15 protein-coding genes and 4 tRNA genes are annotated in these 21,802 nt (G+C 40.9%); 14 read left to right on the top strand and 5 right to left on the bottom strand.

The features are described from left to right. Positions 1 to 239 precede the first annotated feature (239 nt). From glmU to DC083_RS04490, 5 genes are all read right to left on the bottom strand, one after another. Entirely contained in the window at positions 240 to 1,583 is a 1,344-nt protein-coding gene (gene glmU / locus DC083_RS04510; RefSeq protein ID WP_109189059.1) for a bifunctional UDP-N-acetylglucosamine diphosphorylase/glucosamine-1-phosphate N-acetyltransferase GlmU, read from the bottom strand. Between the two features lie 231 nt (positions 1,584 to 1,814). Next, on the bottom strand, positions 1,815 to 5,177 hold the full coding sequence (gene mfd / locus DC083_RS04505; RefSeq protein WP_109189058.1) for a transcription-repair coupling factor: 3,363 nt from the start codon (positions 5,175 to 5,177) through the stop codon (positions 1,815 to 1,817). A gap of 124 nt (positions 5,178 to 5,301) precedes the next feature. After that, positions 5,302 to 5,742, bottom strand: a complete 441-nt coding sequence (locus tag DC083_RS04500; RefSeq protein ID WP_157954891.1) for an RDD family protein — start codon at positions 5,740 to 5,742, stop codon at positions 5,302 to 5,304. 170 nt (positions 5,743 to 5,912) lie between these two features. Further along, positions 5,913 to 9,158, bottom strand: coding sequence for an AAA family ATPase (locus DC083_RS04495; RefSeq protein ID WP_109189056.1), 3,246 nt, complete (start codon positions 9,156 to 9,158; stop codon positions 5,913 to 5,915). A 12-nt stretch (positions 9,159 to 9,170) separates the two neighbouring features. Further along, positions 9,171 to 10,316, bottom strand: a complete 1,146-nt coding sequence (locus DC083_RS04490; RefSeq protein ID WP_109189055.1) for an exonuclease SbcCD subunit D — start codon at positions 10,314 to 10,316, stop codon at positions 9,171 to 9,173. Positions 10,317 to 10,626: 310 nt separating this feature from the next. Between DC083_RS04490 and DC083_RS04485 the strand changes: the two genes are divergently transcribed. The 14 genes from DC083_RS04485 (at position 10,627) to rplK (ending at position 21,801) form a co-directional block, all read left to right on the top strand. After that, the gene (locus DC083_RS04485; protein WP_133243358.1) at positions 10,627 to 11,169 is read left to right on the top strand and encodes a hypothetical protein; all 543 of its coding nucleotides are present in this window, start codon (positions 10,627 to 10,629) and stop codon (positions 11,167 to 11,169) included. Between the two features lie 94 nt (positions 11,170 to 11,263). Continuing rightward, positions 11,264 to 11,767, top strand: a complete 504-nt coding sequence (locus DC083_RS04480) for a GNAT family N-acetyltransferase (RefSeq protein WP_109189053.1) — start codon at positions 11,264 to 11,266, stop codon at positions 11,765 to 11,767. Between the two features lie 115 nt (positions 11,768 to 11,882). Continuing rightward, positions 11,883 to 13,232 (top strand): guanine deaminase, encoded by a 1,350-nt coding sequence (gene guaD, locus DC083_RS04475; protein ID WP_109189278.1) that lies wholly within the window; start codon positions 11,883 to 11,885, stop codon positions 13,230 to 13,232. A 372-nt stretch (positions 13,233 to 13,604) separates the two neighbouring features. Then, the gene (locus tag DC083_RS04470; RefSeq protein WP_109189052.1) at positions 13,605 to 14,888 is read left to right on the top strand and encodes an O-acetylhomoserine aminocarboxypropyltransferase/cysteine synthase family protein; all 1,284 of its coding nucleotides are present in this window, start codon (positions 13,605 to 13,607) and stop codon (positions 14,886 to 14,888) included. A gap of 430 nt (positions 14,889 to 15,318) precedes the next feature. Then, complete coding sequence (gene metA, locus DC083_RS04465) at positions 15,319 to 16,242, top strand: homoserine O-acetyltransferase MetA (RefSeq protein WP_109189051.1); 924 nt, start codon at positions 15,319 to 15,321, stop codon at positions 16,240 to 16,242. 185 nt (positions 16,243 to 16,427) lie between these two features. Further along, positions 16,428 to 18,389 (top strand): L,D-transpeptidase family protein, encoded by a 1,962-nt coding sequence (locus tag DC083_RS04460; RefSeq protein ID WP_109189050.1) that lies wholly within the window; start codon positions 16,428 to 16,430, stop codon positions 18,387 to 18,389. A gap of 99 nt (positions 18,390 to 18,488) precedes the next feature. Further along, positions 18,489 to 18,573 (top strand) — tRNA-Tyr (locus DC083_RS04455). Between the two features lie 16 nt (positions 18,574 to 18,589). Continuing rightward, positions 18,590 to 18,663 (top strand) — tRNA-Gly (locus tag DC083_RS04450). Between the two features lie 6 nt (positions 18,664 to 18,669). Further along, positions 18,670 to 18,745 (top strand) — tRNA-Thr (locus tag DC083_RS04445). A gap of 43 nt (positions 18,746 to 18,788) precedes the next feature. Beyond that, positions 18,789 to 19,979: an elongation factor Tu gene (gene tuf, locus DC083_RS04440; RefSeq protein WP_109188571.1), complete on the top strand. Its 1,191-nt coding sequence runs from the start codon at positions 18,789 to 18,791 to the stop codon at positions 19,977 to 19,979. 21 nt (positions 19,980 to 20,000) lie between these two features. Beyond that, positions 20,001 to 20,076: transfer RNA gene (locus DC083_RS04435), tRNA-Trp, on the top strand. A 101-nt stretch (positions 20,077 to 20,177) separates the two neighbouring features. Then, positions 20,178 to 20,615, top strand: a complete 438-nt coding sequence (secE, locus tag DC083_RS10220; RefSeq protein ID WP_189364581.1) for a preprotein translocase subunit SecE — start codon at positions 20,178 to 20,180, stop codon at positions 20,613 to 20,615. Positions 20,616 to 20,624: 9 nt separating this feature from the next. Then, positions 20,625 to 21,152, top strand: a complete 528-nt coding sequence (nusG, locus tag DC083_RS10215) for a transcription termination/antitermination protein NusG (protein WP_189364579.1) — start codon at positions 20,625 to 20,627, stop codon at positions 21,150 to 21,152. Positions 21,153 to 21,369: 217 nt separating this feature from the next. Continuing rightward, complete coding sequence (gene rplK / locus DC083_RS04425) at positions 21,370 to 21,801, top strand: 50S ribosomal protein L11 (protein ID WP_109189049.1); 432 nt, start codon at positions 21,370 to 21,372, stop codon at positions 21,799 to 21,801. Position 21,802: the final 1 nt, after the last annotated feature.

Below are 21,802 nucleotides of genomic sequence, written 5' to 3'. Positions count from 1 at the left end.
TTATGAGAGTGCTATTTACTGAAAAGTAAGCTGCTTCAATAAATGATGTCTGCTCGTCACACTTATTCGATACAGCAATGTGTAATAAATATACATTATATCTCATTATATCATCAAAGATAATGAGATTGCATATCTTTATGACTAACTTATGATCGCAAATATTGTGATAGATGTTGAATAAATGTTTTAAATATCAGTAAGTTGTATTATTTATTGAACTGCTTGTCGATTCTTAGCTATTTCTCTTTTTCGATCATTTCTAAGCGATTACGAATCAGTGTATTTGCTTTTACATCCTTAGGAACAATGGCTCCTGCTGCCGTTGAGGCATGATCGCCGATAGTAACGGGTGCAACGAGTGAGCTATTAGAACCGATAAAGACATGATCGCCGATAATAGTGCGATGTTTTAAGGTGCCATCGTAATTGCAGGTAATGGTGCCTGCTCCGATATTGCTCTCAACGCCGACTGTCGCGTCGCCAAGGTAGGTAAGGTGACCGGCTTTCGATCCATTTCCAAGTGTTGTATTTTTGGTCTCTACAAAGTTGCCGACCCGTGTATGATCACCGAGTTTGCTGTTTTCCCGTACACGCGCAAAAGGTCCTACATCTACATTTTTACCAATGGACGCTTTCTCAATAACAGAGTAGGGATGGATTGTCGTATTGTCGCCAATTACAACATCTTTCAGAACCGAGCCGGTACGAATCGTGACATTTTTACCAAGGATAATGGTACCTTCTAAGATCACATTCGGTTCAATATGACAATCAAGATCATTCTTTATTGTACCGCGAATCGTCAATGATTCTGGATCATCGATGGTAATGCCATTGAGCATCAGCTGCTTTGCCTGCTCTTTTTGGTAGTAACGCTCCAGGGTTGCGAGTTGAACACGATCATTCACCCCTTGAATTAAGGCGGGTTGCTCTTCAAAGGTGTGAATGGTAATACCATTTTTAACAGCGAGTTTTGCAACATCTGTTAAATAATATTCTTGTTGCTGATTATCATTGTTGATCTGAGGAAGCGCCTCTTTTAAGAAGCTTTGGCAGATTGCAAAAATACCGGTATTGATCTCTCTGATCTCTTTTTCGGTCTCATTAGCATCTTTCTCTTCGATAATGGCAATCATGTGATGATTATGATCCCGGATGATGCGACCATAGCCCGTGGGATTTTCAACAGTGGAAATCAGCCAATTAAGGCGAGTTTTCTCGGCATTATCGATAAGTTTTTGTAAAGTCGGCGCTTGAATCAATGGGGTATCACCATAGAGCACTAATACGGTTGAACCTTCGATAGTATGCGGGAGTGCATATTTCATCGCATCGCCGGTACCTTCAAAAGTCTCCTGTTTGGCCCAAGTAATATCATCATGATGAGTAAAAGCGGCTTTGAGCTCTTCACCACGGTGACCATAAACCACAATTAACCGATCAGGGTTTAATTGGCGTGCGCAGTGGAGCACATGCTCTAACATTGGTTTTCCACCAATTTTATGAAGCGGTTTAGGGAGCTCTGATTTCATACGAGAGCCTAGTCCTGCGGCGAGGATGACGATAGAAAGTTGTTTCATAAAAGATCCTTCTGCGAGAATCCCGACATCAATGTAGGGAATTGATTTGTTATTTGTTATTTGTTTTTGATGAAAGATGGATTGTATCGCACTATTTTTATTTATAGACATCAATGTGATGGTCGATATAAGCCATAATTCAACTTGTCATTATCTTATCATAAGCAATTTCTACTTTTTTCAAGAGATTTAAGCCTTATCTCTTTTTGAGAATAATTTGATATGACTCACTTATATCAGCAAATCGAGTAATTGTTGAATAGCGTTGAGTCTAATATCGGCATTCTCTAGCGGGATCTGATAACGTAAAGCTTCTTGTCCTTGAAGTTGATAAAATTGTGGTTTTTCTTGAATCAGTTGAATCAGTTTTTGCGGATTAATTCGTGGTTGATCGCCAAAAATAATGCGAACTCCATGACTTGTGGCTTCAATTTTCTTCAAATTGAGCGGTTTTGCTTTGAGTTTGAGCGCAGCAATTCTAAAGAGTCGCTTGGTGCTATCCGGTAATAAGCCGTAGCGGTCAATCATCTCTACCTGAATGTGGTCAAGTTCATCACTATTTTTACAACTGGCAATGCGTTTATAGTAAGAGAGTCGTTGAGATACATCGAAGAGATAATCCTCTTGAATTAAGGCTGGTGCGCCAATGGAGATCTCTAAACCTTTATTGAAAGGATCTGCCACATCAAGCTTACTCCCTCGTTTGACCATCTCAGCAGCTTCACTTAAAAGTTCCATGTAGAGGGAGAAACCAATGGCATTAATCTCTCCACTTTGTGCATCGCCGAGCAGTTCTCCGGCGCCTCGAATCTCAAGATCATGATTGGCTAACATAAAGCCCGCACCTAAGGTATCTGTTGTGGCAATAGCTTCAATTCGTTTTTTCGCATCTGAGGTCATAGCCGCTGATTCAGGGATAATTAAGTAACAGAAAGCTCGATGATGAGAGCGGCCTACACGCCCACGAATTTGGTGTAATTGCGCAAGACCTAAATGATCGGCGCGATTAATGATGACAGTATTGGCATTGGGGACATCGATCCCTGATTCTACAATAGTGGTACAGAGGAGGATATTCACGCGATGATGATAAAAATCGAGCATCACTTGCTCAAGCTCTGTTTCATGCATCTGCCCATGGGCAATACCGATATTAATATCGGGCATCAGCTCAAGTAGACGTTGCTGCACCGCTTCAATCGTTCTTACTTCATTATGGAGAAAGTAGACCTGTCCACCACGCTTAAATTCCCGCATACAAGCCTCGACAATTAGTTCATCACTCCATTCATTCACAAAAGTTTTTACCGCAATACGATTTTCCGGCGGTGTTGCAATGATGGAGAGAGCTTTTAAGCCAGTGAGTCCCATGTTGAGAGTTCTAGGAATAGGTGTTGCCGTCATAGCAATAAAGTTTACTTCAGCGCGGAGTTCTCGTAATCGCTCTTTCTGCTTAACTCCAAAACGATGTTCTTCATCGATAATCACTAAGCCGAGTTTCTGAAAAGTGGTATCTTTGGAGAGTAATTTATGGGTGCCGATCACAATATCGATCTCTCCTTCGGCAACGGCAGCTAAGATCTCTCGCGTCTCTTTTGTTTTACGAAAGCGAGAGAGTGCTGCAATCTTGACCGGCCAATCGGCAAAGCGATCTTGGAAAGCGGTGGCATGTTGTTCTGCTAATAGCGTTGTGGGCGCTAAAATGGCGACTTGATAGCCATTCATTACTGCCATAAATGCTGCGCGCATTGCGACTTCCGTTTTCCCAAAGCCCACATCACCACAGATAATACGATCCATTTTTCCCCGTTCAAGATCGGCAATCACTTCATCAATTGCCCTTTGTTGATCGGGCGTTGTGTTATAGGGGAATTGTTGGGCAAATAGTTCATACTCTCCGGGGACGCTCATCGATTTGCCGGATTGTGCTTCCCGTCTTGCATAGATATCAAGCAATTCCGCCGCTGTATCATTGGCTTTTTCCGCCGCTTTTCTGCGTGCTTTATCCCATTGATCTGTGCCGAGTTTATGTAGGGGAGCATCTTTTTTCTCCCTACCAGAATATTTTGCAAGTAGGTCGAGGGAAGTGACTGGCACATAGAGTTTGGCATTATCGCGATATTGAATGACAACTAATTCTGTACCATCCACAATATCCATACCGGCATAACGGCCGACACCATGATTGATATGAATAATCGGATCGCCAATCTCTAACGTATCGAGATTAGTGAGCATTGCTTCAATATCAGCCACCTTCCCCTTAGCGCGATAGGCTCGCGGTTTAATGCCTAAAAACTCTGCTTCCGTAATAAAACGAAAATCAGGATTGTGATTACTAAAGCCTTGGGTTAAAGGCCCCGTTACCAGCATTAAGGCGTGTGGGGAGTGAAAAGCTTCAGTGATATCTTGAGCCATTTTCGGCTTGATAGATTCATTCTCTAATCGGTTGAGTAGATTCTCTCGTCGTCCTGAAGTTTCTGCGGTTAAGATGTAAGGAGAGGAACCATGTTCAACTTGCTTTTGTAATGTTTCTAAATTGACTAGCGGTTGGAATTTGGTAGTCCATTGTAATAAGACTTGCGGATATTGCGTTAAGTGCCCCTCTAGCGTCTTGGGTGTGAGATAGAGTCGGGAAGGGGTTAAAATTGGGCGTTCTTGATCATGCCGATAGCGTTCAAATCGGGTTTCCACTAATTGATGAAAACTCAGTCCTTCTGTATTAATATCTGGGAAGAGCATTAAAGTACTCGTTGCCGGCAGATAGTCAAAGAAAGTGGCGGTTTCCTCAAAGAAGAGTGGAAGATATCCCTCGATACCGGAAGGAAGATTACCTTTGAGCGTTTCTTGATAGAGATAAGCCCGTTTTAAAAGCGTGGGGTCATCGGAAAAAGTAGCCTGATACTTTTGGGTAAAAGTTGCCAGTCCACGTTCACTAGTATCTAATTCCCGAGTCGGCAGGAGTGAGATCGAGGGGAATGTGGCTAAGGTATCGCCGGTTTCAGGATCAAAGGTGCGAATAGAGTCGATCTCGTCATCAAAGAAATCAATTCTAAGCGGCATCTTTTCTCCCATCGGGAAGAGATCAAACACAGAGCCTCGTGCGGCAAACTCGCCGGGCGAGAGAACCTGTTGTACATTCAGATAACCTGCGGCTTCTAAATTCGCACGAAATTGTTCACGATCGATCTGATCATCTTTTTTAAAAATAAGCACGGATCCATCGAAAAAACTTCGGGGTGCGAGTCGCTGCATTAAGGTTGGAATGGTAACGATAATGAGGGATAGTTGTGCTTCTTTAAGACGATAGAGTACCGATAAGCGCTCTGAGATGATATCGATCTGTGGCGAAAACGTATCGTAAGGTAGTGTTTCTGTATCAGGGAAAATCACCGCTTCACCGCCAAAGAAGTGGCAGTTTGTAGCTAAATCTTCAGCTTGACGCATATCATTCACAACAACGACTAAGGTTCGATCACTACTTTTAGCCGAGTGAACAAGATGTAGTGCAAAGTGAGCGCTATTTTCCATCTGCCATTCAACTGTGCGTTTCTGAGCGGGGATAGGCAGGGTCTTAAGCGAAATCTTTTTCATAGGATAGAATTTTTATGAAGATTGACTATAGTCGTATGAGTAGAATGGGTTTTTTATAATGATTTGGATTATAACGATTAGGAACGATGTTGATAAAGGATCGCGCCCCTACTAAATAATGGCACTATTTCTTCGGTTTTTTCGGTAACTGAATAATTTCAGTTCCAGAGAGTCGATCATGCCAAGCGAGCCTTGTTGGAGAGACTAAAATCCACCAATAGCCTAAACCGAAAGGAATCCAACTCAATATAGCGCAAAAGAGGCGAATAATGGCTTTAGATACAGTAATAGGCTTCTCATCGAGTGTTTGAATCCGTAATCGCCAAGCACGCATGCCGGTTGTATGGGCATCTCTTAGCCAGAAGAAGAGAAAGTAGAGAAAAGGGACAATGGCAAAACAGGTCTGTTGTACTTTGTAGAGAGGATGCCCTTGCGTAATAGCTTCCCCACCATTAAAGAGCAGGAAGATCGCCCCCACAACCATTTCAAGCGCCACAATGCAGAGAATATCGTATAAAAGCGCACCAATCCGGCGATGCAATTGTGCACGAGGGTATGTTGTCATTGTTTTAATCCTAAAAATCATGATAATTGCTAACTATTTTAGCATGAGGTGTATTTTTTGGCGGAACTCTTATTAACCTTGTTTTATAGAGAATCCCTGGAGTTGAATCGCTGATTGAGAAGAAGATCAGATTCCGATGAAGGTTTCTTGAAGATTTTATGATGATCTCATTAAGAATGCATAATGGCTGTTTTACTATAGCCACTTTTCGTCTTAGTGACTTCTATTCTCGCCGGCAATGTCTGCTTTAGCTCTTCAACGTGAGAGATGACTCCGATCATTCTACCGGAGGCTTGTAGTTCAATCAGTACATCAATGGCCTGTAATAGCGACTCTTCATCGAGAGCTCCGAATCCTTCATCAATAAAGAGCGTTTCGATTGAAATCCCTCCTTTATGGGATTGAATCACATCGGCCATACCGAGTGAAAGACTCAGAGATGCCTTAAATTTTTCACCGCCGGATAGGGTTTTTACATCTCGGTTTTCCCCGGTATAGGCATCGTAAACATTAAGATCAAGACCACTTTGCACATTTCTAGCAGCAATCTCTTCAGAGCGAATAAACTGAAATTGCCCATTGGTCATCTGTTGTAGGCGAATATTAGCAGCATGAATAATGAGTTCGAAATACTCTATGAGAATAAAGCGCTCTAAGGAGATACGGTGCCGATTTTGTCCTCGAACCAGGTTATATACTTCTACGGTTTTTTCATGGATTGAACGGGCTGATTCTAACGCATGCGCTTGTTCTTTGATGCTTGTAATTGTTTGGGTAATGAGTTGAATATATTGTTGATGAGTGACAAGGGTACGTTGCTTTGCTTCAAGGATCGTTTCTTGTTCCTCTACTTTTTGCTCAAGTTCAACCGTATCTTGAGGGTTTTGATCTTTGAGTTCTAAGGTCAATGTGTTGACCTTTTCTTGAGCTATGAGATAGCGCTGAGTAAATGTTTCAACTACTTGCCGATTCTCTGAAAGCTTAGGGATCAATAGTTGGGCTTGCAGAAATTGGGTTTCATCAGCAGATTGATTTCCTCTGTTTTCTGTAGCTGTTTCGCAGTATTCAGTTGTCCAAGAAGCATTGATAAGGGCTTCATGGAAAGTGTGCTCTGCTTTTTCTAAAGCCGTGATGAGTTTTGCTTCTTGTGCTTGATATTGTTCAACGCTTTGGAAGGCAAGGGCGCGTTTTTGCTCTGCCTCTTGGCGCTCTTTCTCAGCCTTTTGTAAGTGACTTTTGAGCGCTGTTAAACGGGATTTTTGCGCCGATAAATGCGCTTGATAGCTGTTTGAATCCTGGAGATGTTTCGGAATATGTTGCAAAATTTGAGTTAAGGCACTTTGAGCTTCCACTAATCGTGTATTTTCAATTTGATAGGATTCTTTCAGCGCTTCTAGTTCTGTCTGCTGTTGTGTGATTAAGTGCTCAATTTCGTTCAACTCTGGGCGTAAAGTTTGTAATAACTGCCAAGAGGCTTGCCCTTTTTTAAAGGCTGATACTACCTTGTCAATATTCGCTTGTATGACTGAATCTGTGATTGTTTCCATATCGAGCTCTAATGTCAGCGGTGCAATATATTGCGCTTCTCTATTAGCGAGGTGATCTACTGTTTGCCACCCTTGATAGATCTCTTGCTCGAGACTTTCGATATGAGTCAGTATCTCTTGTGCGCTATGGGTAGCTTGATCATATTCTCTCTGAGCTTGATTCAAAGCCTCATTTGCGTTGTCAAAATCCGCTTGAGGATTTGGAGTGCGATCATCCTCGATTTGCAGATGAGGATCCTTTGCTTTTTGCGGATGATCGAGGCTACCACACACAGGGCAAGGCTCGTGCTCTTTTAAGGTATGTGCAAGGTTCACTGCTTGTTGTTGATAAAAATTTATGGCAGCGCTTTCTCTTGCTTCTTTTGCAGCTTGAAGTATGAGCGATTTTTGTTGTTTTTGCTCATTGATCGTAATGAGTACCTGTTTTTGCTCTGCTTGTTTCGAGTATAACTTTGTTAGCTGTTCTAAATAGCTCTGTAATTGTTGATAAATGGCAATAGGATGACTAATGGTTTCGGCTTCTCTAATATTATTCTGTAGTCTCTTTTTTTCTGATAGCTTTGTGGCGATCTCCTGTTGTAAATTAGTCATCTTTTGCTGTAGTTGTTCACTCATTTTTTGAGTATTGATCACTGTCGATTGTAGATCGGCAAGGGTCTCAACCTCTCTCTTTCGGCTCTCAAGTAATGTGATCTCCTCGCTCAAAGCCAAGATCTCGGCTTCTTTCTCTTGCATTTCTTGATATTGTTCGACTGCCTGTTGATGATTTTTTTGCGCTTCGGTGAGCGTTTGTTTTGCCGTTGATAGGTGATTTTCATTTTCTTCTTTTTCTTGTCGTAAGCGAAAAACATCATGGGCAAACTTCTCCATAGAGAGTGCTTTTTCAGCTAATGAAATCTCATTTTTTAGTCTATTAATCTCTGCCTGTTGGGTATTTAAGGTTTCAAGATATTGTTGTGCAGTGGCAAAAGATTGAAATTTTTCATTGATATTTTTACTTTTCAGTAATACCTGTTTCTGTGCATCAAGTGTCTGCTTTTGAGTGGTGATATCGTTCGCAATGGCTTCTACTTGCTCTTGGTAAAAACGGTTTTCTATCTCTAAACCTTGAATAGCTTGATAACTATTGATTTGCAATTCAGCGTCTTCTTGGAAGAGTTGGAAAAAAGGAGATTCACGAACGGGGAGTTGCCGATAGATCGCCTGAATCAGCGAGCGATAATGGGCTTGCAGTTGGATGACTGTTTTTTGTGATTGATCGACACTCAATTTGAGGTTTTCAACGACATTTTGATACTTTTCGGTATTAAAGACTGTGCGTAAAATTGCTTCTTTATCAGCTGTTTTAGAGGTTAAAAAACGCTGGTATTCACCTTGTGGGAGCATGACAAGCTGATTAAATTGATCTCGATTTAAACCGAGCAGTGCCTCTATCTTAGCGTTGACAATATTGGGGATTTGTCGTTCCACTAAGGGCGTTTCAGCAAAAAGATCATTTTGAGTTTCTGTATCATTAAGTGCATATATCTCAGCTTTGCCTTGCGTGAGTGTTTTATTCCCACTTTTGAGATAAGGGAGTTGCCTAAAGATACGATACTGTTTTCCTCGGAGCTCAAAAATCAATTCCGCCGTTGTCGGCTCCTGATCGCTCGCAAAATCACTGCGAAGTGATAAGGTCGCATCTTTACGATCAGCACCACTCGCTTCCCCAAAGAGTGCATAAGAGATGCCATCAAAAATCGATGTTTTGCCGGCACCTGTTTTCCCAGAAATGACAAAAAGATCGTGGGGTGCAAGTTTACGAAAATCGATCACTTCCGTCCCTTGATAAGGGCCAAATGCAGTTAATGTTAATTGAATAGGGCGCATTTCGATTCTCCTTTATATTTTATCGCTATCTTGAATCGCATCGGCAAAGATTCGTAATGTCTCGGCATCAGGTTCTTTATCGAGTAATGTACGATAAAAGCCCTTAAATAGCGTGAGATCATCTTCTCGTTTTTTTTGCGGAGTATCGAAATGTTTCTTGTGAAACAATGGCGTATTTTGGGGAGTACGCTCTACATGCATCGCATTGGGGAATACGGTACGAATCTGTTCCATCGGTTGTAGAACCGGCGTTTCATCGAGCAATGTGACAAAACAGTAATCCTCACTCATTGGCATCTGCAGGATCTCTTTCAAGTATCCTTTCACTGTCCGAAGATCACGTTTCGGTGTCAAAAAGCATTTTTCAATGGTGAGCTCGCCTTTTTGATTGAGTTCGATCTCTAAAATAGCTTTACGGTGATTGGCTTCAGATTGTGAGTATTTGAGTAGGGAGCCAGCGTATTGGATACGTTGATCTTTAATATAGTGGGCTTGGTGAAGATGACCAAGAGCTACATAATCAAAAATATCGAGATATTCAGCAGAGACATATTCACTGCCACCTATTGAAAGGGGTCTTTCTGAATCTGAAGTCTGCTTTTCTGGGGAGGAGGAATGGGTCACAAAGGCGTGTAAAATAAGCACATTTCGAACATCGGGGTTGTATCGTTCTGCAATTTTGCCCACGATCGCTTTGAGTGCACTATCGTGATCGGTAATAGAATGATCTTGTAATATGTGGCGAACAATAGCAGGCTCTAAGTAGGGAATAGGATAAAAATGGATTTCACCAAATTGATCAGAGAGTATGATCGGTTTAAAAGTTGGATCTAATTCGGTGATAAGGTAACACTGTTTGGCTTGAAGGAAATCATTCCCAAATTGTAAGCGCTTAGGGCTATCGTGATTGCCGGTAATCGCGATAATGGGAATATTCAATTCTAATGCTACACGATTGAGGAAATGATTTAAGAGTTCAATGGCTTCAACTGGGGGAATGGCTCGGTCATAGATATCACCGGCGATGATAATAAGATCAGGGCGCTCTCTTTCAATATGATCGATCAGTTGTGCAAGAAGAAAACCTTGATCTTCAGTCATATAGATGCCATGAATCAATTTGCCTAGATGCCAATCTGCAGTATGAAGTATCTTCATCGTTTACCTTACTTTCCCCATTACTAATATCTTCAATTGTTGTGTCACAATACTGAAATTATAGCTTATTCCAAGAAGATTAGGGCAGTGAAAGAGATAGGATGCGAAAACATTATGGCGGAGTCTATTGCTTTTGTGGCTTTTCAAACAGAATAAACCCGTTATTAAATGTTAATGTGCTAAAATAGTTGTCAAATTTAATGGATAAATAGGTTATTAAATAGTTTTATTAAACAGGTTATTAAACACTCTATCATTGATGACATAAATAGAGGATATAAGACCTCTAATTAAACCTCTAAAGGAGCTTATGATGACAACACAACCAGAACAAGTCTATAAAGATAATCAACGGGGCAGAATTATTCTGACTTTCTTCTATCTCTTTAATCTTTTGATGCTCATTACGTATCTAATCGGCTTTGGTGCCCTACATACCCTGGCATCAGAGCATGTACGAGAAGCAGTACAGTTAAGTAAAATCTTGCCATTTTCGATCATCACTTTTTCGGCCATTTTACCCCTTGGGTTGTTGTTGGGGTTCTGGATGAGCGCTTTTGCCTCGCAACCGCTCGATCATCAGTTTAGAATGGCGGCGATGAAGCGTGGATTTGTGCTTTCATTCTTCTATCTGCTGATCTTTATTGGTCTTGTACTCTTTATTGATGAACCGATTGCGCAAATGCTTGGCCTACAAGCTTTCTCAGTGCAGCTTTTAATTATTGTACCCATTGGTGCAGTCTTAAGTGCTATTTATGCTTATATCTGTGCCGTTGTGGCGGGGAAATTTTCTAAAGTAGCTAAGAGATATGATGAAACTGTTAAACCTGGGCGTGTAGAAGAGCCTAATTAATAAATATCAGAATAATAAAGGTTAGAATAATAAATATTAGAAACCAATAGACATCAGAATCAGAACAAAAATAAGAACGAGATAATTAAACGTAATGAAACACAATAATCATTCAAACGCTTCTATGGAGGCGTTTTCTTTTTTCTTAGCGCCGATAGTAGAGCGATCAAATGCCGAGATCGATCAGCTTATGATCATTTGGAAAAGAGCGATAGAAGCTGTTAATCAGCATTGTGGCAAATCACTCTATAAGGTGGATGAAGGACAAACGACCGCCTTATTGCAGGTAATTACAACCCTACTAGGTGCTTATGATCAAGAGAGCAAGCGCTTATTAGGGTTTATTGCCATTGAGGAAGATTCTATTGAGCGATTTGCGGTACTTCCTAGTGATCAATGTCAAGGGATAGGCTCTGCGCTCTTAACAGCGGCGCAAGAAGATTATCAGGCAGAGTATCTCGATCTGTACCAAGATAATCGAGCGGCAATCCAATTTTTTGAAAAACGAGGATTTACCCCTTTTGATGAGACGATTCCTGAACCTGGCGATCTTTTAGCAGAACCTTACGCCATTGCGCACTTAAAGTGGTCAGCATAAGTTGAGATTGTGTTTTGTGAATAGAGATATAACTACCAAGTACAAATATTAGGATATAAGTGAGAAGAAGATGAGTATAGCGCCAGAACTATCATTAGAAATTTTCGTTCAAGAGATGCAGGAAGCTATCAACAAAGGTGAGGATCTAGAGCCGATAACGGCGCTTCGTGGGGCGATGTTGAGCTTTCATCACGATCCTTTTTTATATGGGATTGAGGGGGCATACCAATACTTAGAAGATGCGCTCATTGTGATGCAGGCTGGGAAAATTGTGGCTGTAGGAGAAGCATCCCAATTATTGTCCCAAATAGCGATCATAGAGGATCTTGTAGCGATTACTCATTATCGAGATAGCTTAATTCTGCCAGGATTTATCGATAGTCATGTGCACTATCCACAGACAGAAATTATGGCTTCTTATGGTCAGCAACTACTTGATTGGTTGAATGATTATACTTTTGTAGCGGAGCAGAAGTTTCAAGATCGCGCTTATGCTGATCAAGTAGCTAATATATTCTTGACGGAACAACATCGCAATGGCGTAACTTCTTCCACTGTTTTTTGTACGGTCCATCCTGAATCGGTAGAAGCACTCTTTACAGAGGCAGAGAAGTATAATATGCGTATTATGGCCGGCAAGGTATGCATGGATCAAAATGCGCCTGAAGCACTTCTTGATACGCCGGAGCGGGCTTACGATGAATCGAAAGCGCTAATTGAAAAGTGGCATAAAAAGGGGCGAGCAGAATATGTGATTACCCCAAGATTTGTCCCTACATCTACGGTTGCGCAACTTGAAATGGTTGGCGCGTTAGCACAAGAATTTCCCGATACCTTGATTCAATCCCATGTTTCAGAGAATAGGGATGAGATTGCTTGGGTGAAGTCCTTATTTCCAGATGCTATTGACTATACCGATGTGTATGAGCGTTTTCATCTTCTACGAGATCGAGCAATCTATGGACATGGTGTCCATTTAACGGAGCGAGAATTTCAGCGATTATATGAGAAAAATGCGGCGATTGCCCATTGTCCGACTTCGAATTTCTTTTTAGGTTCTGGTGCTTTTAATGTGCAATTAGCAAAACGGAAAGATCGACCTGTAAAGGTAGGGCTCGCCACAGATTTAGGGGCCGGTACTTCTTTCTCCCTATTACAGACGATGAATGAGGCGTATAAAGCGGCGCAGCTCAATAATGCCCCTTATTCCTCTCTGCATAGTTTCTATTTAGCCTCAAAAGGAACAGCTGAAGCACTATCATTAGCCGATAAGATAGGTTCGATTGCTCCGGGAATGGAAGCTGATTTAACGGTACTCAATTTGTATTCAACGCCGATTATTCGTTATCGCATGAGCCATGTAGAGAGTTTAGAAGAAGCTCTCTTTGTACAGATGATTTTAGGAGATGATCGGGCGATTAAGGCGACCTATATTGCAGGGCAAAAGGTTTATGAGGCGATATAATGATTAGGGGGTGGTAGAGGTTGTTATAATAGTTTAATTAATTTTATATCAATAGGTTATATTCTAAGATGTAAGATTATCGATGGCATAAAAAGAGCTTGTCAATTTTGTAAAAGATCGAGGAAACTGATCCTTTTTCCTACGAACTATTTGCATTCTCTTTAGGGCTAAGGTATAGCTATCTCTTAAGCGCTATCAGTTTATGTTTCTAATTTTTTGGACTGAGCGTGATTATTTTGCAGATCCGATTAAGATTATTCATCGCAATAAAATCTAACAGCTCTCTCATATAGTCAATACTTTGAACGAATATGAAGAGGCTAAATGATGCAGAGGATCTGTGGTAACCAATAAAATTTAGGAGTTCTTTTAATGACAACCTCAAATTGGAGTTTCGATACTCTACAGCTTCACGCCGGGCAAACGGTGGATGAAACCCGTTCTCGTGCTGTGCCAATCTACCAAACCTCAAGCTATGTCTTTGATGATTCGCAACATGCGGCAGATCTTTTTGGTTTAGCAAAGCCTGGAAATATCTATACGCGTATTATGAATCCTACAACGGATGTCTTAGAGAAACGTGTCGCAGCGCTTGAAGGTGGTGTGGGCGGATTAGCCACTAGCTCAGGGATGGCGGCTATTCTCTATTCAGTATTAAATGTAGCTACACCTGGTGATGAAATTATCACTCTAAGTACGATTTACGGTGGTACTTATACACTCTTTAATAATCGTTTGCAGTCTCAATTTGGCATTAAAGTGCATTTTATTGAGCCAGAGGATTTTGCCGGCCTAGAAGCTGCGATTAATGATAAAACGAAAGCGATCTTTTTTGAGAGCATCGGTAATCCTGATATCAATATCCCTGATATTGCACGAATTGTTGCAATTGCACAGAAATACAAGATTATCACAATCGTAGATAATACCTTTGGGACACCTTATCTTATTAATCTGAAAAGTTACGGAATTAACGTTGTAGTGCATTCTTTAACGAAATATATCGGGGGGCATGGCACATCGATTGGCGGTGCCATTATCGATAACGGTAATTTTAATTTTAAAGATAATCCTCGTTATCCTGGCTTCAATACGCCCGACGCGGCTTATCATGGCTTGCAATATGCAGATTTGGGGGAGCAGGCTTATATTTTAAAAGCGCGTGTGGAGTTACTTCGTGATACTGGCGCTTGCATTAGTCCATTTAACGCCTTTTTAATTCTACTTGGGCTTGAAACATTGAGTTTACGCGTTGAACGAATGACAGAATCAGCGCTTAAAATTGCGCAATATTTACAAAATCACCCTGCGGTTGCTTGGGTGAAGCATCCTGGTTTAGAGGGGAATCCTTATCATGATCGGGCGAAGCAGTATTTTCCAAGAGGCGTCGGAGCGATCTTTACTTTTGGCGTTAAGGGTGGGAAAGAGGCAAGTATTCGCTTTATTGACTCCCTTAATATCTTCTCACTTCTAGCGAATGTCGCAGATGCGAAGAGTTTAGTGATTCATCCAGCGGGTACAACCCATTCACAATTAGATGAGGAAGGGTTGAAGAAAGCAGGTGTATTGCCGGAGTTAATTCGTCTCTCGATAGGGCTTGAAGATGTGAACGATCTTATCGCTGATATTGATCAAGCGCTTGCCAAATCCCAGTAATTAAATAGATTTGTTTTTATTGACAGAGCAATTTATCTGTAGGATCTTGCCGAGACATTCGGCAAGATCTTGATATCAAATATTGATGAAGCAATGATTGTTGATAATTTTTACGTTGAATCATCCTTTCTTTTGAAGATAGCCTGATTAATCTGTTTTAGTGTTAATTGTAGATTCTTCTAATATTGAGAAACTTCTTTGAAGATTGATGTATCTGCTTGTTATATATTTGCTATATCTATTTGTTATCATTGATACTATTTTGTATCTTGGCTTATAAATTACCTCTCTAATTTATTCATTTAACTGACATATCGTTGATTGATGATTGCGATCACTGAGTGGCTATTATTGGAAGATGCAATAGCAACTTATCTATTGCAAGCTTGCTTTTCTTCGCAATGCATCATCGTTACACAAGGAGGCAGTAATGCCTGTTAAAATCCCCAACAATCTACCTGCTTATCAAGTTTTACAAAATGAAAATATCTTCGTAATGGATGAGAATCGTGCGGTAACGCAGGATATTCGTCCGATGAAGATTGCAATATTAAATTTAATGCCACTAAAAGAAGTAACAGAAACACAGCTACTTCGAGTATTAGGGAATACTTCCCTGCAAGTAGAGCCTGTCTTCTTAGCGACAGAGACGTATCAGCCTAAGAATACGGATCAAGCGTATCTAAATGCTTTTTATCGAACTTTTGAAGAGATTAAAGACGATGTCTTTGATGGTTTTATCATTACCGGTGCGCCAGTGGAAACAATTCCTTTTGAGTCAGTGCAATATTGGGATGAGTTGACGAAAATTATGGAGTGGGCGGATCAGAATGTCTTCTCAACACTCTATATTTGCTGGGGGGCGCAAGCAGGGCTCTATTATCGTTATGGCATTGATAAATATGATTTGCCGGAGAAACGGTTTGGGGTGTTCTCTCATCAAATCTATTCCCCCACAGTAAAGCTATTACGAGGATTTGATGATCGTTTTAATGCCCCTCATAGCCGACATACAGAAGTTCGTCGAGCGGATATTGAGAAGCATCCTGATTTGATGATTCTAGCTGAGTCAGAAGAAGCGGGTGTTCATATTGTGGCGAATAGTGACCTACGGCATGTCTATGTCATGGGGCATGGAGAATATGATTTTGATACGCTCGATCAAGAGTATCGCCGAGATTTAGCCAAAGGAATGGAGATTGATCCTCCACAAAACTACTATCGCAATAATGACCCTAATAATGAGCCGTTAGTGACGTGGCGTTCTCATGGCAATATGCTTTTTGCTAACTGGTTAAATTATTGTGTGTATCAAGAAACACCTTATGATCTTCATACTTTAAAGCGCAGTTAGAAAAACTTTTGTATAATAAGCATTTATTAGCAGGTATTTAACTTTATTTCGTATAAATGGTATTTTGCTGAATAGTTGTTGATAATCGTATTTTATAAATGATAAGAGTATATAAATTGACTGTTATCAGTAATATTGAATAGCCTATACCTATATAACCTACAGTAAACTTAGAGAGTTTGAGTATGAAAAGAAGCCTTGTTGCGGTGAGTTTGACTTTTGCTTTACTTCAGAGTGCCAGTATAGCGGCGCCTGAAGCGCAAGAGTCTATTACAGTAAAGATTGATTTGGAGAATGTCTCTTCTTTAAATCAAGTTTTGAATGGGGAAGTGGATGTTGATGCTTTGCCTGTAGTGGAAACGGTCACTGTAATTGAAGTACCGCAGCCACAGGTTTCCGTACCACCTATTGAAATGACTGCTCAAAGTAAGCCTGAAGTGCTAAAAGTACCAAAGCAAGAAGAGAGGATTTCTTCAGCTTCTCCTAAGAATGCACAAGTTATTTCAACTGAAGTAAAGCAAGATCAGGTGAAACAAGAGCGAGCTAAACGAGATGATGGAGGTATCGAAAACTTCCAACCTTTTGAAGCGCCTGATAGAGCTATTGATTATCGAACAAAATCTGCTTATTGGGCAGAAAAAGCCCCCAAAGCAACTGAAACTTATAGCTATAGTTCGCGAGTAGCTAAAACTGATCTTCAGAAGTTTCATCAGTTACAACAAGATCCAACAGTGGGTGATGCTACGGTGCTAGTGACTGTTAAAGGACTAACACCTAAAGGAGAAGCTCTTTATACCGCACTTTTAGAGAGTGAAGGTTTAGGGCTATTGCCGCAACTTTATCACGTAGGACGTATTGAGAATTTATTACAAAGTGGAGATGTCGCCGCTCATCAGGCTGAATTGGTGGCGCTCTTAACAGAGGCAGGACTCTCTTATGTTCGAGATATCGTTCAGGGGATGCCTGAAGTTAAGAAGCAAGATAAAGATTGGTTATTAGAAGGCCGTAACGTTGATGTGGCTGATACTTATCAGCAGATATTATTAAGTGATGATATAAAGGCAGCATTGTCAGCACTTGAACCACAGTATAAGGAATATCGAGATCTCAAAAGAGCTCTGTTAGCCTTTAAACTTAAAGAGCAGAGTGAAGAGCCGGCGATAGTGCCTCAAGGCACAACGATTAAGCCGGGTATGGGAGGAGAGCGTGTGAAGTTGATGCGTGATCGTCTCAATTATTTAGGGTATAACGCTGGCAATGGTACTACTTATGATAGTCAGATGGTAAAAGCAGTTAAAGATTTCCAAAGAACGCATCTCTTAGAGCCAGATGGTGCTGCGGGTAAAAAAACAATTGTTGAATTGAATCGTTCTAATGCTGAACGTATTCAGCAAATTCAAATTAATTTAGAGCGTTGGCGTTGGATGCCCGAAACGATGGGGGAGCATTTTGTCGCAGTGGATATTCCAGGCTTCCGTTATGAAGTGGTCAAAGATGGAGAAACTGTACTTAGTGCGCGTACAGTCGTGGGTAGAGAAGGGCGGAAAACGCCTGTCTTTATGTCACCGATGAGCTATATCGTCTTTAGTCCTTATTGGCATGTTCCTCGCTCAATGGCTGTAAATGATTTCTTACCTAGATTAAAACGTAATCCTTATGCGCTTACAGGCTCTAAAATTAGAATTTTTAGAAATGGGCAAGAGATCGATCCTGGTACTGTAGATTGGTCGCAATATAGTCGCAATAATTTCCCATTCCAATTACGACAAGATCCCGGTGATTACAACTCTTTAGGTCGCGTGAAGTTTATGTTCCCGAATGAGCACGCGATCTATCTACATGACACACCTTCTAAATCACTTTTTAATAGAACATCAAGGGATTTTAGTTCTGGTTGTGTGCGAATTGAGAATCCAGAAGAGCTTGCAGAGTACTTTTTAGGGGAAGCAGGTTGGAATCAATCAAAAATTAAATCGGCATTTCGTCAATCAAAAGAATCACATGTAGGATTAGCAAAAGATAAAAAGATACCTGTCTATACTTTATACATGACAACGAGAGTAAAGGGTGATAGTATCTCATTCCGTGCTGACATCTACAACAAAGACCAAGTGCTCATTAAGGCACTTAATAATCTGAGTAAGTAGAGTAAGTAAATGGTTTTAGATTAAATTTAGAGTTGGTAAAAAAACAGACATAAATTTAATTGACAGACAAAAAGCACAGTGTATAATAACAGCTTCTTTGGTGGAGTTCCCGAGCGGTCAAAGGGACTAGACTGTAAATCTGGCGGCTATGCCTTCGAAGGTTCGAATCCTTCCTCCACCACCAAATTTAAATGAGTTCTGCGGGTGTAGTTCAATGGTAGAATCTCAGCCTTCCAAGCTGATTGTGTGGGTTCGATTCCCATCACCCGCTCCATTTCATGCTCATATAGCTCAGTTGGTAGAGCGCGTCCTTGGTAAGGACGAGGTCACCAGTTCAATTCCGGTTATGAGCACCATTCCCCTTCCGTGTAATTAAATCTAATCTAGAAGAGTGATATTATGTCAAAGGAAACTTTTAGTCGTAATAAGCCGCACGTAAACGTCGGTACAATTGGGCACGTTGACCATGGTAAAACTACGTTGACGGCTGCATTAACTAAAGTCGGTAATGAATCTTCAGGTGCGAATGTTCGTGCTTATGATCAGATCGATAATGCACCGGAAGAGAGAGAGCGTGGTATTACAATCTCTACTTCTCACGTAGAATATGAGTCACCATTACGCCATTATGCGCACGTTGACTGTCCAGGACATGCTGACTATGTTAAAAACATGATCACTGGTGCGGCACAAATGGACGGCGCAATTCTTGTTTGTTCGGCTGCAGATGGTCCTATGCCACAAACTCGTGAGCACATCCTTTTATCTCGCCAAGTAGGCGTTCCGTATATTGTTGTGTTCTTAAACAAAGCAGATATGGTTGATGATGCTGAGTTAATCGAATTAGTTGAGATGGAAGTTCGTGAGCTTCTTGATGCATATGAATTCCCTGGCGATGATACTCCAGTAATCGTAGGTTCAGCACTTAAAGCAATCGAAGGTGATGAGTCTGAGATTGGTGTACCTGCAATCAAAAAATTACTTGATGCGCTTGATAGCTGGATTCCACTTCCAGAGCGTCAAATCGACAAGCCTTTCCTTATGCCAATCGAAGATGTGTTCTCAATCTCAGGTCGTGGTACAGTTGTAACTGGCCGTGTTGAGACTGGTGTTGTTAAGACTGGTGAAGAGTTAGAGATCGTTGGTATCCGTCCTACACAAAAAACAACCTGTACAGGTGTTGAGATGTTCCGTAAACTTCTTGATCAAGGTCAAGCAGGGGATAACGTAGGTGTTCTTCTTCGTGGTACTAAGCGTGAAGATGTTGAACGTGGTCAAGTATTAGCAAAACCAGGTTCAATCAAGCCACATACAAAATTTGAAGCAGAAGTATACGTTCTTTCTAAAGAAGAAGGTGGTCGTCATACTCCATTCTTCAAAGGTTACCGCCCACAATTCTATTTCCGTACTACAGATGTAACCGGTTCAGTTGAGTTACCTGAAGGTGTAGAAATGGTTATGCCTGGCGATAACGTGAAAATGGTTGTTGAGTTGATTAACCCAATCGCTATGGATGAAGGTTTACGTTTCGCAATTCGTGAAGGTGGTCGTACCGTTGGTGCGGGCGTTGTAGCTAAAGTTATTGCGTAACAACTACTGCTAGCAGTATCTGGGTCAATAGCTCAATTGGCAGAGCGACGGTCTCCAAAACCGTAGGTTGAGGGTTCGATTCCTTCTTGGCCCGCCAAAATAAATAAAGCAGTCAGTCTCTGACTGCTTTTATTTTATGTAATTAAAATAATCGAGTATAATGCAGCTCTACTATTTATAGAAAAGAGAAGTAATAAGATGAATACAAAGAAAAAACCTGCTGATACAAAAGCAGTAAAGACAGCGCCTAAAAAAGTAGCGACGAACTCCGCTAAAGGGCAAGAAGTGAAAGGTGAGGGTAAGGGGTTAATGTGGCTCTCTATTCTCATTGTTTTAGCAGGTGTATTTACCTACTACTATTTTGAGGGCGTAAATAGCTTGTATGCATTTGGTGCATTACTTGTGGGTTTGGTTGCTGGTGTCGGTCTCTTCCTCACATCTCCTAAAGGGAAGCAGCTCATTACTTTCTTTAAAGAAGCAAGAATTGAGTTGCGCAGAGTTGTCTGGCCAACAATGGATGAAACAAGAAAGATGACATTGCTTGTAGTAATTGTTATGGCTGTGACGTTGCTATTTTTAATGTTAGTTGATTTTATTATTAAAAATATCATCTCATTGATATTATCATTTTCGTAGGAGAGAGCGATGCATTGGTATGTAATACAAGCCTATTCTGGGTATGAAGGGCAGGTAGTTCGAGCATTACATGAGTATATTGCGCGTGAAGGCTTTGAGTCTAAATTTGGTGAGATTTTAGTTCCAACAGAAGAAGTGGTGGAAGTAAAAGATGGTAAACGCCGCAAAAGTGAACGGAAGTTTTTCCCTGGTTATGTTTTAGTGCAAGCGGATATGACAGAGGAAGTTTGGCACCTTGTGAATAGTGTTCCTCGAGTGATCGGTTTTGTAGGTGGTAAAAGTGATCGCCCAAGCCCGATTTCTGAAAGAGAGGCGCAAGCGATTTTAAATCGTATTGCTCAAGCTGAAGAAGGGCCACGTCTTAAAGTGCTTTATGAAGTGGGTGAAGAAGTTCGTGTTATCGATGGTCCATTTAACGAATTTAATGGAACTGTTACTGAGGTGGATTCAGAGAAAGGTCGCCTCAAAGTTTCGGTTATGATCTTCGGTCGTGCAACACCTGTTGATTTAGAATTTAGTCAGGTAGAAAAAGTTTGATATTGATTCATAGAATCTCTGGATGATAGAAAATAAATGCAGTTATCAGTGATTCTCATGAAGAGATTAAGTTGAAAGTTAACGTTTTTAAAACTCAAGAATTTTGAAAATTTAAATATTAAAGAATTGTAGTGCTTTAAAAATAGTGCTACAATTATTGGTCTTTAAAATAGGGGAGCACTTTTGTGCGTTGACCCATTCATAGGAGTATCGCCAAATGGCAAAAAAAGTAATGTCTTATATTAACTTGCAGGTTGCTGCAGGTAAAGCTAACCCATCACCACCAATCGGTCCTGCGCTTGGTCAACATGGTGTTAATATCATGGAATTCTGTAAAGCGTTTAATGCTGCGACTCAACAGTTAGAGCCAGGAATGCCAATTCCTGTAGTGATTACTGTATACAATGATCGCTCATTTACCTTTATCACTAAAACTCCACCAGCTGCATATTTGCTCAAAAAAGCTGCCGGTATCAAATCTGGTAGCCCAAGACCAAATACACAAAAAGTGGGTAAAGTGACTCGTGCGCAATTAGAAGAAATTGCTAAAACAAAAGAGCCAGATTTATCTTCAGCTGACTTAGATGCTGCAGTAAAAATCATCGCAGGTAGTGCGCGCTCAATGGGTATCGAAGTGGAGGGCGTGTAAG

Origin of the sequence: Ignatzschineria ureiclastica, from assembly GCF_003121845.1 — a bacterium.
Lineage (GTDB): Bacteria > Pseudomonadota > Gammaproteobacteria > Cardiobacteriales > Wohlfahrtiimonadaceae > Ignatzschineria > Ignatzschineria ureiclastica.
Note: the sequence above shows the minus strand (reverse complement) of the source record. Positions and strands in the feature narration are given on the sequence as shown.

What these genes read in the sequence shown, in the direction of transcription:
- glmU (WP_109189059.1), bottom strand. Translation starts at nt 1,583, where the DNA reads ATGAAACAACTTTCTATCGTCATCCTCGCCGCAGGACTAGGCTCTCGT.
- mfd (WP_109189058.1), bottom strand. Translation starts at nt 5,177, where the DNA reads ATGAAAAAGATTTCGCTTAAGACCCTGCCTATCCCCGCTCAGAAACGC.
- DC083_RS04500 (WP_157954891.1), bottom strand. Translation starts at nt 5,742, where the DNA reads ATGACAACATACCCTCGTGCACAATTGCATCGCCGGATTGGTGCGCTT.
- DC083_RS04495 (WP_109189056.1), bottom strand. Translation starts at nt 9,158, where the DNA reads ATGCGCCCTATTCAATTAACATTAACTGCATTTGGCCCTTATCAAGGG.
- DC083_RS04490 (WP_109189055.1), bottom strand. Translation starts at nt 10,316, where the DNA reads ATGAAGATACTTCATACTGCAGATTGGCATCTAGGCAAATTGATTCAT.
- DC083_RS04485 (WP_133243358.1), top strand. Translation starts at nt 10,627, where the DNA reads ATGATGACAACACAACCAGAACAAGTCTATAAAGATAATCAACGGGGC.
- DC083_RS04480 (WP_109189053.1), top strand. Translation starts at nt 11,264, where the DNA reads ATGAAACACAATAATCATTCAAACGCTTCTATGGAGGCGTTTTCTTTT.
- guaD (WP_109189278.1), top strand. Translation starts at nt 11,883, where the DNA reads ATGCAGGAAGCTATCAACAAAGGTGAGGATCTAGAGCCGATAACGGCG.
- DC083_RS04470 (WP_109189052.1), top strand. Translation starts at nt 13,605, where the DNA reads ATGACAACCTCAAATTGGAGTTTCGATACTCTACAGCTTCACGCCGGG.
- metA (WP_109189051.1), top strand. Translation starts at nt 15,319, where the DNA reads ATGCCTGTTAAAATCCCCAACAATCTACCTGCTTATCAAGTTTTACAA.
- DC083_RS04460 (WP_109189050.1), top strand. Translation starts at nt 16,428, where the DNA reads ATGAAAAGAAGCCTTGTTGCGGTGAGTTTGACTTTTGCTTTACTTCAG.
- tuf (WP_109188571.1), top strand. Translation starts at nt 18,789, where the DNA reads ATGTCAAAGGAAACTTTTAGTCGTAATAAGCCGCACGTAAACGTCGGT.
- secE (WP_189364581.1), top strand. Translation starts at nt 20,178, where the DNA reads ATGAATACAAAGAAAAAACCTGCTGATACAAAAGCAGTAAAGACAGCG.
- nusG (WP_189364579.1), top strand. Translation starts at nt 20,625, where the DNA reads ATGCATTGGTATGTAATACAAGCCTATTCTGGGTATGAAGGGCAGGTA.
- rplK (WP_109189049.1), top strand. Translation starts at nt 21,370, where the DNA reads ATGGCAAAAAAAGTAATGTCTTATATTAACTTGCAGGTTGCTGCAGGT.